The sequence below is a fragment of the Terrisporobacter muris genome, from assembly GCF_024621905.1.
Lineage (GTDB): Bacteria > Bacillota > Clostridia > Peptostreptococcales > Peptostreptococcaceae > Terrisporobacter > Terrisporobacter muris.
In genome coordinates this window covers 1-13060 of the sequence record NZ_JANKBY010000078.1, presented here as the reverse complement: position 1 = coordinate 13060, position 13060 = coordinate 1, and the positions used below count along the sequence as shown (strand labels likewise).

Genomic DNA, 13060 nt, shown 5'->3' with positions numbered 1-13060 from the left:
AATTAATTTATTTCAATAAATAAGAAAGGAGGTAAAATTATGAGCAAAAAACTATTTATACCAGGACCAATAGATGTAAGTGAAGATGTTTTAGTACAAATGGCTAACCAAGTTATAAGTCATAGAGGAAGTGAAGCATCAGCTTTACAAGAAGCTATAACAGAAAAACTTCAAGATTTATTCTATACAAAAAATAATATTTTATTATCAACATCCTCCGGTAGTGGCCTAATGGAAGGCTCCATTCGCTCCTGTACATTAAAGAGAGCAGCAGTACTGTCCTGTGGTTCATTTGGAAATAGATGGCACAAGATGGGTGTATTAAATGGTGTTCCAGCAGATTTATTTAAAGTCGAATTAGGAAAAGCTATTGAGCCAGAAATGGTTGATAAGGTATTATCTACGAATAAATATGATACAGTCATGGTAACTCATAATGAGACCTCAACGGGAATTGCTAATCCAATCAAAGAAATTGGAGAAGTAATTAAAAAATATGATGATGTTGTTTATTGTGTAGATGCTGTTAGTTCAGCAGGTGGTATAAAAATCGAAGTAGATGAATCAAATATAGATATTTGTTTAACTTCGCTACAAAAGGCTTTAGGATTACCACCAGGAATGTCTCTTTGCACCTTCTCAGAAAAGGCAAAGAAAAGAGCAGAAAAAGTACCTAATCGGGGTTATTATTTTGATTTACTCGCTATCTATGAGTACATCAATAATAAAAATTATCAATACCCTTCAACACCTTCCCTTTCACATATGTTCGCTTTAAATTTCCAACTTGAAAAAATCTTAAAAGAAGGCCTAGATAACAGATTTAGACGTCATGAAGAAATGGCAAATCTAGTTAGAAAATGGGCTCAGGAACACTTCCAAATTTTTACCGATGTAAATTATTTGTCTAATACCCTTACCGTTATCGAAAACACACAAGGAATCAGTGTATCAAATCTCAATGAAAAATTACAGGAAAGAGGCTTTTTAATAGCCAATGGATATGGAGACCTTAAGGAGAAAACATTTAGAATTTCTCACATGGGCGATTATACAGTACAAGATGTAAATGAATTATTAATTAATATTAATGAAATTCTAGGATTTTAATATTAAAAATTTTAATTTGTGTTATTTGTTGTACAAAATTTTAATTTCAAAATAATAATTTGAATATTGAGAAATTTCTTGATATTTATGAGGTTAAAAATTAGAAGGGTAAAGCTCAGGCGAAGTGAATTTTAAGCAACGGAGTTTTCTGAAGCGCTAGTGAAGAAATCTCGTTGGCGTCACGAACGCAGTGAGTTTTTGGAGGTAATCAATATGTGTAAGATATTAGTAACAGATGGAATGAACAGAAATGCTATTAATAACTTGAGAAAGTTTAATATAGATGTTGAACATAAATTTTATGATGGTTTGGAACTTGGCGAAAAATTAAAAGATAAAGATATACTAGTTATTCGTTCAAAAAATGTGATAACTAAAGAAATTATAGATAAAGCATGTGAAGGCAATACTTTAAAACTAATAATTAGAAGTGGTGTAGGACTTGATAATATAGATGTTGAATATGCAAATAAAAAGGGCATCAAAGTTATGAATACTCCTAATGCCAGCACGAGATCTGTAGCAGAACTTACAATAGGTCAGATAATAACTTTATCAAGATTTATAAATATTTCAAATATAACTATGAGAGATGGTCAGTGGAACAAAAAACAATATGTAGGGACTGAAATACATGGAAAAACACTTGGAATTATAGGCCTTGGTAGAATTGGAAAAACTGTTGCAAAAATGGCTCATGCACTAGGAATGAATGTAATATATTACGACATACTTGGAGAAATGAAGTGTTGTAATGATTATACTTTCTGTACTTTTGAAGAAGTATTAAAAAATGCAGATTTCTTAACTATTCATATTCCTTTGGAGAGAAATCAAGGATATTTAATAGGTGAAAAAGAGTTCAATATGATGAAAGATAGAGTTTATTTTATCAATCATGCTAGAGGTGGACTAGTTTGTGAGGAAGCTTTAATAAAAGCATTAGATAGTGGAAAAGTTGAGGCAGCCGCTTTAGATGTTTATGAAGAAGAGCCAAAAGTCAACTTAGAACTTGTAAATCATCCGATGGTTTCTCCAACACCTCATCTTGGAGCTTCTACAGTAGAAGCACAAGAAAGAATAAATAAAGAGATTATAAAAATAATATATAACTTTTTAGTAGAAGAAGAAATAATTGATGATGATATGAAAATTGCACTATAAGAATAGATATTAATAAACGAATATATAAATTTAATTTTATAATACTGGGGAGGAAGAACAATGGCAAATATAAAACCTTTTAGAGCAGTGAGACCTGCAAATGAATATGTAAAGATGGTGGCAGAACTACCTTATGATGTGATGAATAGAGAAGAGGCTAAAAAAATAGCAAAGGACAATAAATATTCTTATTTACACATAGATAGAGCAGAAATAGATTTAGATGATAATATAAATGAACATGATGAACAAGTATATTTAAAAGCTAAAGAAAATTTAGATAAGTTTATGCAAAATAATGTATTTGTAAAAGATCAACAAGACGCAATTTATATTTACAGAGAAATAGTGAATGATAGATCTCAAACTGGTATAGTTGCTTGTGTAGCAGTTGATGACAACATAAATGGAGTAGTAAAAAAACATGAGTACACTAAACCAGATAAAGAATTAGATAGAACTAATCATATAAAATACTGTAATGCAAACACAGGAACTGTACTTTTAACTTATAAAAATCAAGAAGAAATAGAAAAAATAATAGATTATTATGTTTATTTTATGACCCCAATATATGACTTCAAAACAGAAGATGATGTTATTCATACTATCTGGAAAGTTGAAAAAGAAAGAGATATAATAGACTTAATAAATGAATTTGCTAAGATAGATAATTTATATATAGCTGATGGTCATCATAGATGTGCAGCAGCAGAAAATATAGCTTTGGAAGAAAGAAGAAAAAATCCAAACTATACTGGAGAAGAAGAATTTAACTATTATACAGCTATGATAGCTCCAGATAATAACTTAAAAGTTATGGATTATAACAGAGTTGTAAAAGATTTAAATGGATTTACTGAAGAGGAATTTTTAAATAAAGTAAAAGAAAAATTTATTGTTAGAGAAGTGAAGAAAAATTACAAACCAGCTCAAAAGGGGAAAGTTGGAATGTACTTAAATAATAAGTGGTATGAAATAGAATTTGGGAAAGAGTACTTAGAAGGTGAAGATGTAGTTGAAACTCTAGATATTTCTATACTACAAAATCATATTTTGGATGAGATACTGGGAATAAAAAATCCAAGAGTAGATAAGAGAATTGATTTTATTGGGGGAATTAGAGGAGCGGAAGAAATAGAAAGAAGAGTAGATGATGATATGCAAGTTGGATTTTTAATGCACCCAACACACATAGAGGAATTAATTTCTGTGGCAGATGATAATAAGATTATGCCAGCGAAATCTACTTGGTTCGAACCAAAGGTAAGATGTGGACTTTTCTTACATGAATTAAATTAGTATAAACTATTGGTTGCATAAAGAAGAAAAAGCAAATAAAATTAACAAAAAAACAGAAGTATAATAATTATACTTCTGTTTTTTGATTAAAGAAATTTATAATTTACCTAGTTTATGGATAGGTTATAAACTCAAACATATTTAAATGAAAAAATGTTACTCAAGCAACTTATATATCTAAAGTGAATTGCTCACATAGTAGTTCGAGTGAATCAAATTTTTTATTAGATTATTGAATTATTTTTAGCATTTTCTTTTAATACTGTTTTAGCAAAATCAATAAAAGATCTTTCCACATTACTTAGGTAAGAACTATTCAAATATGAAATAGAAATATTCCATTTTACTGGAGAATTTTCTATATTAAATAAATCAAATTCATTCATAGGTTTCGTAGTATTTAATATCATTTCAGAAACAAAACAAACTCCAATTCCAGATGTTGCTAATCTAAAAGCCGTAGCAGTATTAGAAGTCTCTAAAATAATTTTTGGTTTGAAATTAAATAAATCAAAAAGATATTCTGTAAGTTTTCTGATTCTATGATTTTTTTTAGTAAGTATAAAATCTACATCTTTAAGGCTATTTAAATTAACTATATTTGAATTTATATCGAGCAAATGTTGTGAATTAAGATAACCTTTTTTGCATGCAAGCATAATCTTTTCTTCATACAAAAGCTCACAAGTAATCCTTTTATCAGTACTTGGTAAAGATGTTAAAACCAAATCAACTTTACCAGATAAAAGGCATTCTTCTAAATAATTAGAATCCCCCTCAATAACATGAATATCTATGCCAGGATATTCTTTTTTAAATTTAGGTAATATTAATGGTAATACATGAGTACCTCTAACGGAGGGGATACCAATTGTTATCTTACCCTTTTTCATAGTAGAAATGTCGATAAGTTCCTTCTTTAGATTACTTTCCAAACTAAGTATTTTTTTTGCTGTTTCTACGTATTTTTCACCAGCATAAGTAAGAGATATTGGATTGGTACTTCTATCGAAAAGGGAAACTCCTAAATCCTTTTCCATATTAGAAAGTATGCTACTAAGTGAAGGTTGTGATATAAAAAGTTCACAAGCTGCCTTAGAAATACTTCTACATTCGGCGATAGTTATAATGTATTTTAGTTTTTTAAAACTCATAAAAAGCTCCTTATATTTAGAGTTAAATATTTATATATTATTTATTATAACATAGAAATAGATACGTGAATAAAGCATAAAAATTAATAAAAAAGATGCGAAAAATGTAGAAGAACATCAAAAGAACACCTGGAGGAAATGTTGAAAAATAAATGCTTACACCATATTTCACATATTTATTACTGTTGAATTTTATTGAATATAAAAAAATAAGAATATATAATGGTTATTGAATTGGACAGATAATACATTTCCAAAATAAAACGGAGGAGCACAGTATATGAAATTATTAGAAATAGCAAATGCTGGTACACTAGAATCAAGTGATATACAAGTTATAATAGAACCAAATGAAAATAATGGCATAGTGATAGAACTTGAAAGTGTAGTTAAAAATCAGTTTGGTGATCAAATAATAGATGTAATGATGAAAACGTTACAAGAGTTAGATGTAAAAGATGCAAAAATATTTGCAAATGATAAAGGCGCAATAGATGCAGTAATAAAGAGTAGGGTTCAAACTGCAGTATATCGTTCTGCAAAATCTAATGATTACAAATGGATGTAGGGGGAAAAAAGATGAAACTAAGACGTTCGATGTTATTTGTGCCTGGTAATAATCCTGGTGTAATAAGAGATGTTCACATATATAAACCAGATTCAGTTATGTTTGACTTAGAGGATGCTATAGCAATAACTGAAAAGGATTCTGCAAGATTTTTATTACATAACATGCTAAAAAACTTTGGAAGCTACTATAAAGAGTTAGGTATAGAAACTGTAGTTCGTATAAATGGTCTTGCTACAGAGTTCTGGCAACAAGACTTAGCTGCTGTAGTAAGTGCAGGAGTTGAAGTTATAAGAATACCTATGACAGAATCTGTAGAAGATGTTATGACTGTTGATGCAGAGATAGAAAAAATAGAAAAAGAATGTGGAATGGAAGTTGGTAGCACTAAAATAATGGTTGCTATAGAAACTGCTTTAGGTGTTATGAATTGTTTCAATATAGCTAAGTCACCTACCAAGAGATTGATAGGTATGGCGCTAAGTGGAGAAGATTTTGTAACAAGCATGAAAACTACAAGAACTCCAGAAGGAGATGAGTTATATGTTGCTAGAGGAATGATAGCTATGGCAGGTAGAGCTTGTGGTCTTGAAGTATTAGATACAGTTTATGCTGATGTAAACAACGATGAAGGATTTTTAAAAGAAGCTAACTTAATAAAAAGAATGGGATTCGGTGGGAAATCACTTATACATCCAAGACAAGTTGAACTTATACACGATGTATTCACTCCAAGTGAAAAAGAAATAGCTAAAGCACAAAAAATAGTAGATGCAACTGCTGAAGCTCTAAAACAAAACTTAGGTGTATTCACTGTAGACGGAAAAATGGTAGACAAACCAATAATAGAAAGAGCTCAAAGAGTATTACAGTTGGCTGAAGCTGCTGGTGTTATAGTTGGAGGTGAAAATTAATATGCAAACTAAAAGAGTAAACGCAGAGATGTTAAAAAACATAAAAGGTTACGAAAATAGACAAGCTTACAATGCTCCATATTCTTCATTAACTGGAGATGATAAAGTAAATAGTGATAGTTCTAACATAAAAGAACAAGTAAGAAGAGATAAATTAGTATCTTCTCTAAGAGAAGCTATAGAAAAATGTGAAATAAAAGATGGAATGACAATATCTTTTCACCACCACTTTAGAGCTGGTGACAAACTTTTAATGCAAGTTGTTGATATATTAGCTGAAATGGGGATAAAAAATCTAAGAATAGCAGCGTCATCATTAACAAGTGCTCATAATGGACTTGTTGCTCATATAGAAAATGGTGTTGTAAATAGAATAGAAACTTCAGGACTTAGAGGTAAATTAGCTCAAGCTGTTTCTGAAGGTGTGCTTGAATACCCAGCTGTTATACGTTCTCATGGAGGTAGAGCAAGAGCTATAACTTCAGGTGACCTAAAAATAGATGTTGCATTTTTAGCAGCTTCATCTGCTGACTGCATGGGAAATGCAAATGGAGTTAAAGGAAAATCAATATGTGGATCTATGGGATACGCTAAAGTTGATGCAGCTCATGCTAAAAAAGTTGTAGTTGTGACTGATACATTAGTTCCATATCCAAACTTCCCACAAAGTATACCACAAACTCAAGTTGACTATGTATGTGTAGTGGATGAGGTTGGTGATCCTTCAGGAATAATGTCTGGAGCTACTAGATTTACAAATAACCCAAAAGAGTTATTAATGGCTAAAAGGGTTGTTGAAGTAATGAAAGCTTCTGGATTATTTGTAGATGGATTCTCAATGCAAACAGGTTCTGGTGGAGCAGCACTTGCTGTTACTAGATTTGTTAAAGATGAGATATTAAAAAGAGATATAAAATTAAGTTATGCACTTGGTGGAATAACTGCACCAATGGTTGATTTATTAGAAAATGGATTAGTTGATCAATTATTCGATACACAAAGTTTCGATTTAACTGCAGCTGAATCTGTAGGAAGAAATGAAAAGCATGTTGAAGTAAGTGCAGATTTCTATGCTTCAATAGGAAATAAAAGTGCAGCAGTAAATAAATTAGACTTCGTTATATTATCAGCCTTAGAAATAGATACAGATTTCAATGTTAACGTTATATCTGGTTCTGATGGTGTAATAAGAGCTGCATCTGGGGGACATAGTGATACAGCTGCAATGGCTAAAATGTCTATACTTACAGCACCGCTTACAAGAGGTAGATTATCTACAATAATAGATAAAGTAACTACAGTTGTAACTCCAGGAAGTACAGTAGACGTAGTTGTTACTGACTATGGTGTAATAGTTAATCCAACTAGAACAGACTTAATAGAGAGATTCTCTAAAGCTAGAATCCAAATGTTAACAATGGAGGAAGCAAGAGCTATGGCTACAAGACTTCTTGGAACTCCAAAAGATATAGAGTTTACTGATGAGGTAGTAGCAGTAGTTGAATATAGAGATGGAAGTATCATAGATACTATAAAAAAAGTTAAATAAGAAGTTAGAGAATGATTTCCTTAACATATATTAATTAAAAAATGATTAAGTTATTAAGATAAAAATTAATAACTTAATCAACTTAATCAACTTTCCTTAGCACCTACAATGGTGGGAAAAGGATTTTTATGTTTTGTATGTTGGCTAAAGTTTTAGCTTTACAGAAATATTATAATAATTATATTAGAAGATGGGAGAAACACGAAAATGGCAACAATGACGGCAACACAAGAAAGGGTTAATAAAGAAACTCTGAAAATTTTCGGTATGGCTTGGTATGTATTTGCGGCAGTAGCAGGAATTGCATTATTAGCTATGTTTGGTGGTTATTTACCAAATAATACAGTAGGAGCATTTGCTATACTTTATACTCTAGGTATAATTTTAGGATGGATAGGTGACAGAATACCAATATGGAATACTTACATAGGTGGTGGGTCTATACTTGCATTCTTAGGATCTGCGTTTTTAGTTTATAAAGGTATAATACCAGAAGCAACAATAGAAACTGTACAAATATTCATGGATACTACAGATTTCTTAGATTTATTTATAGCAGTACTTATAACAGGTTCTATATTATCAGTTAACAGAAAATTATTATTAAAAGCTTTCGCGGGATACTTACCAGCAATATTAGCAGGTATAGTAGGAGCTATTGTTTTAGGAATTGCTGGTGGTATGTTAGTAGGAGTTTCTCCAAGTGATATAGCAACTAAATATGTATTACCTATAATGGGGGGTGGTACTGGTGCAGGTGCTATACCAATGGCAGATATATACGCTAAAGCGACTGGAAATGATCCAGCACAATGGTTATCATTTGGTTTATCAATATTAACAATAGCTAATATAATTGCTATCATGTCAGCTGGAGTATTAAACAAAATTGGGGAATTAAAATTCGGTAAAAAATTAACTGGTAATGGTGAGTTAATAAGAAATGCTGAAGATTTATCTAAGTTAGAAGATAAAGAAGAAGTAAAAGTAACTCAAAGAGATATAGCTTGTGGTTTAATATTAGCTTGTGCATTCTATGTTGCAGGTAATATATTATCTAAAGTTATAGTTATACCTCAATTTGAAGTATTTGGTTCAGTTGTAAAATTAGACATACATAGATTTGCTTGGATGGTTCTATTAGTTGCAGCTGCTAATGTTACAGGTGTAATACCAGCGGAATTAAGAGTTGGAGCTAATAAATTACAAGGATACTTCTCTAAACAATTCTTACTAGTTATAATGTGTGGTGTTGGTATAGCTTTAACTGACTTAGGTGAGCTAATAGCTGCATTCACTTTCGGAAATGTATTAATAGCTGCTTTCATAGTTTTTGGAGCTATAATAGGATCTGGTTTAGTAGGTTGGTTAGTTGGATTCTATCCAATAGAAACTGCTATAACAGCAGGGCTTTGCATGGCAAATAGAGGTGGTTCAGGAGATTTAGCAGTTCTTGGAGCAGCTAAAAGAATGGAACTTATATCATTTGCACAAATATCTTCTCGTTTAGGTGGAGGATTAATGCTTATAATAGCATCAGTAGTATTCGGTATTTTTGCTTAATACTTACTTGGGGTTTAAATTTTAAAATAATATAATAAGAAAACATTTTTAGATAGAAAAGGGTATTGTACTTCACAATACCTTTTTCGCTTAATTTATGACTATAGGGGTGTAATATGAGCAAGAAAAATAAAAAAGCTAGAAAAACTAATAAAGAGTTATTAGAAGAAATAAGAGAAGAAGGAATGTTTAAAGAAGCTAGTGATTTTACCAATAAAAAGAAAAAATATGTGGCAGCTACTAATAAAGATCAGTTTATGATGTATGTACTTTTAATTGTAGCGCTATTAGTATTTGTATTTATAAACAGAATATTTGGAGTATAAAATTAAGGACGGTGTAGATCATGTATTATAATGTAGAAAGTATAAATCTAAAATCAAAGTATGAAACTAAAGAAGTATGTAAATTTTTAGAAAAATTTAGCTTAAAATATGAAGATGTTGATTACACTGTGGTAATAAGAGAAAATGATGATATTATAGCAACATGTTCTAAAAAAGAAAACGTATTAAAATGTTTTGCTATAAATGAAAATTATCAAGGATTAGGTTTATCTAATAACCTAATATCAAAAGTAACAGAGAAATTATTCTTAGAAGGTAGATATCACAGTTTTATATTTACAAAACCAGAAAACCAATTTTTATTTGAAGGTTTAGGATATAAAAATATATTTACAACAAATAAAGTAAGTTTATTAGAAAGTGGAAATAAAAATATAAATTCATCTTTAGAGAAATTGAAAAATGATTATAATATAGATGATAGTAAAGAATATGCTGCTTTAGTTATGAATTGTAATCCATTTACTTTGGGTCATAGATACATAGTAGAAACAGCAGCAAAAGAAAATGAAAATGTAATAATATTTGTAGTAGAAGAAGATAAATCCGTTTTCCCTTTTAAAACAAGATATAAACTTATAAAAGAAGGAACAAAAGATTTAAAAAACGTAACTGTGATACCAGCAGGAGAGTATGTAATATCATCAGCAACTTTCCCAAATTATTTCTTAAAGAAAAATGATGATGCATTAAAAGAATATACAAAATTAGATTGTAATATATTTGGAAAATATTTTGTACCTAAATTTAATATAACTATAAGATATGTAGGTACGGAACCTCATTGTGAAGTAACAAATACTTATAATGAAAGCATGGAAGAAATATTGCCAAAATACAATGTGGAAGTTAAACGTATAAGCAGAAAAGAAGCACAAGAAGATGTTATCAGTGCATCTAGAGTTAGAAAATTATTAAAAGAAGGTAATATAGAAAAAGTAAAAAACTTACTACCTAAAGCAAGCTTTGATTTTTTACTTAGTAAGGAAGGTGAATTGGTAATAAATCAACTATAATAATAGTTTATATTTTACCTAAGACAATATGGAATTAATAGCAGAATTTTTATTTGATAGAGATAAAAGAGTATCTTATCAAGAACAATTACTAAAAGAAAATAGAGATAAAACTCTAGTTACAATTAGAATAAATTATCCTGGAATAGAAAAATCAAACTATATAACTGATGATATTGTTAATATTATTTATAATGATATAGAAACTTATTATGGAAAATATATAGTTTTTAAACATAAATATAAAAATAAAGAGGGCATAATAGCGCATTTATTATTTGATTTAGACTTTGTAAATGTAAAGAAAATAATGATAAATATAGAAGAAGAACACATATTAGGTAGATGTCTAGACATAGATGTATATGCTATGAAAAATGAAAAGGTAATAGGCATATCTAGAGCTGATCTGTTTAAAAAGCCAAGAAGATGTTTTATATGTGAATTAGATGCAAAAATTTGCTCCAGAGCTCAAACTCATAGTATAGAAGAAATAAAAGTTTATTTTGAAGATGTATATAAAAAGTATAAAAAAGTAGAAAAAAAAACTGAGCTTTTATCATATGAAGTATCACAAATAGCACTTAAATCAATGATAAGTGAAGTATCTACTTTTCCATCCTTTGGGTTAGTATCTCCAATTAGTTCTGGCTCACATAAAGATATGGATTACTATACTTTTTTAGATAGTGCATTGGCTATAACACCTTACTTAAAAGAAATGTTTAAAATAGGGTATAGCTATCATAATCCGGAATATATATTTGATGCTATTAGAAACACTGGAAAAACATGCGAAGAAAAAATGTTTGAAGCAACAAATAATATTAATACTCATAAGGGTATGATATTTTTAATGGGAATTACAATAGCTGCTATGGGAAAAGTATTGTATGAAGATATGAAATTTAGTGAAATACAATCTATAATAAAACTTATGGTTAAAGATATCTTAGATGATTTTAAAGAATTGAATAAAAAAGAATGTTTAACTCACGGAGAAAAACTATATTTAGAATATGGATTTACAGGGATAAGAGGACAAATTAAAGATGGTCTTGCTGTATTATTTGACAATATAATAGAGAAGTATAGTTATAGTGAACTAAAGGAAAATGATCTATATACTCAAATATTAATAGAGTTAATGTCAAGAGTTGAAGATAGTACAATAGTTTATAGACATGATATAAATACATTAAGGAAGGTACAATTAGATGCTAAAGAATTATTAAACCTGGGTGGAGTATTCACTGATGCTGGTAAGAAAAGGTGTGAAGAGCTGGAAGAGATTTATATAGAAAAAAATATAAGCCCTGGGGGCTGTGCAGATTTACTTGCTATAAGTATACTTCTACTTAATGTGAAAAAGTTAATGTTTTAAATCATAAATATAAAAATCCCATTGTAGATTAACAAAATCTACAATGGGATTTTTACATCCACATGAATTTAAATTCTAAAGTAATGATTAGATAAATATTATTTATTGATTTCTTGTAAAACAACATCCAATGAATCATATAAATGTTTTTTGATTATCATTTCTGACAAGTCTCTATCGCGCTCAACTATAGATTTTATAATTTGTCTATGTTCTAGTATTGCTCTTTCTCTTCTTACAGGATCTTCAATAGAGATAGTTCTAAATCTATGAAGATAATTATTTAAATTAGATATCATATTAGGTAAAATTTTCATTTTGCTTAAATTATAAAGCTGAGAATTAAATTCGCTGAATAATTTTACTACCTCATCAATATTATTTTCTAAGCTCTCCTTTTGCGTATCATCTAATAATTTTGTGATTCTATCCACATCTGATTGAGTAATATGCTTCATAGCTTCTGTGGCTACAAGTAACTCTAGAGAACTTCTTATTTTATAAATTTCTATAACATCTTCTCTAGTTATTCTATTAACAACAACACCTAGTCTAGGAACATATTTTACTAAACCTTCGACTTCCAGTTGTTTTAGAGATTCTCTAACAGGAGTTCTACTTATATTAAGTCGGTCAGAGTATTCTTTTTCTATGAAGCGTTCTCCTACAGGAACTTTATGCTCAATTAATGTTTTTCTTATGCTTTCATAAACTACATCTTTTATAGGTCTATTTTGTGATAAATCAGTATTATATACAAATTCATCCATCCAATTTTTCATAACTGTTTCCTTTCAAATAAATATATATACTGCAATATAATTTTAGTTGGGTAAACGATTTTATATGAGAATCGAACTATTACCAACTTATACTAGAAAATGAGAATGTTTGTGTGAATTCTAGTTTATATCCATTAATAAATGGAGGTTAACATATGCATAATATATAGCTTTAATACATAAAAATTAATTTAAATTTTAACGATT

At 29.3% G+C, this 13060-nt stretch carries 12 protein-coding genes; 10 read left to right on the top strand and 2 right to left on the bottom strand.

The genetic code is table 11. From position 1 onward, the window contains the following. The first annotated feature begins 39 nt into the window (after positions 1-39). The 3 genes from NSA58_RS08290 (at position 40) to NSA58_RS08280 (ending at position 3576) form a co-directional block, all read left to right on the top strand. Positions 40-1110, top strand: coding sequence for a pyridoxal-phosphate-dependent aminotransferase family protein (locus NSA58_RS08290; RefSeq protein ID WP_039678770.1), 1071 nt, complete (start codon positions 40-42; stop codon positions 1108-1110). A 213-nt stretch (positions 1111-1323) separates the two neighbouring features. Then, positions 1324-2274 carry a D-2-hydroxyacid dehydrogenase gene (locus NSA58_RS08285; protein WP_074080032.1) on the top strand — a complete coding sequence of 317 codons (951 nt, stop codon included), beginning with the start codon at positions 1324-1326 and terminating at the stop codon, positions 2272-2274. A gap of 60 nt (positions 2275-2334) precedes the next feature. Continuing rightward, positions 2335-3576, top strand: a complete 1242-nt coding sequence (locus NSA58_RS08280; RefSeq protein WP_039678768.1) for a DUF1015 domain-containing protein — start codon at positions 2335-2337, stop codon at positions 3574-3576. 224 nt (positions 3577-3800) lie between these two features. Here NSA58_RS08280 and NSA58_RS08275 read toward each other — a convergent pair whose 3' ends face one another. Beyond that, positions 3801-4730, bottom strand: a complete 930-nt coding sequence (locus tag NSA58_RS08275) for a LysR family transcriptional regulator (protein WP_074429700.1) — start codon at positions 4728-4730, stop codon at positions 3801-3803. 280 nt (positions 4731-5010) lie between these two features. Here NSA58_RS08275 and citD point away from each other — a divergent pair, with 280 nt between their 5' ends. The 7 genes from citD to citG all read left to right on the top strand — a co-directional run bounded on the left by citD (position 5011) and on the right by citG (position 12071). Beyond that, the gene (gene citD, locus NSA58_RS08270; protein ID WP_039678766.1) at positions 5011-5298 is read left to right on the top strand and encodes a citrate lyase acyl carrier protein; all 288 of its coding nucleotides are present in this window, start codon (positions 5011-5013) and stop codon (positions 5296-5298) included. Positions 5299-5309: 11 nt separating this feature from the next. Next, positions 5310-6212, top strand: coding sequence for an aldolase/citrate lyase family protein (locus NSA58_RS08265; RefSeq protein WP_039678765.1), 903 nt, complete (start codon positions 5310-5312; stop codon positions 6210-6212). A gap of 1 nt (position 6213) precedes the next feature. After that, positions 6214-7761: a citrate lyase subunit alpha gene (gene citF, locus NSA58_RS08260; RefSeq protein ID WP_039678764.1), complete on the top strand. Its 1548-nt coding sequence runs from the start codon at positions 6214-6216 to the stop codon at positions 7759-7761. 207 nt (positions 7762-7968) lie between these two features. Continuing rightward, entirely contained in the window at positions 7969-9324 is a 1356-nt protein-coding gene (citS, locus tag NSA58_RS08255; RefSeq protein ID WP_052232881.1) for a citrate/sodium symporter CitS, read from the top strand. 116 nt (positions 9325-9440) lie between these two features. Then, entirely contained in the window at positions 9441-9650 is a 210-nt protein-coding gene (locus NSA58_RS08250; protein WP_039678763.1) for a hypothetical protein, read from the top strand. Between the two features lie 20 nt (positions 9651-9670). After that, complete coding sequence (gene citC / locus NSA58_RS08245; RefSeq protein ID WP_039678762.1) at positions 9671-10687, top strand: [citrate (pro-3S)-lyase] ligase; 1017 nt, start codon at positions 9671-9673, stop codon at positions 10685-10687. A gap of 28 nt (positions 10688-10715) precedes the next feature. Then, the gene (citG, locus tag NSA58_RS08240; RefSeq protein ID WP_039678761.1) at positions 10716-12071 is read left to right on the top strand and encodes a triphosphoribosyl-dephospho-CoA synthase CitG; all 1356 of its coding nucleotides are present in this window, start codon (positions 10716-10718) and stop codon (positions 12069-12071) included. A 98-nt stretch (positions 12072-12169) separates the two neighbouring features. On the opposite strand, the gene NSA58_RS08235 is transcribed toward citG, so the two are convergent. After that, the gene (locus NSA58_RS08235; RefSeq protein ID WP_039678760.1) at positions 12170-12853 is read right to left on the bottom strand and encodes a GntR family transcriptional regulator; all 684 of its coding nucleotides are present in this window, start codon (positions 12851-12853) and stop codon (positions 12170-12172) included. Between the last annotated feature and the right edge of the window lie 207 nt (positions 12854-13060).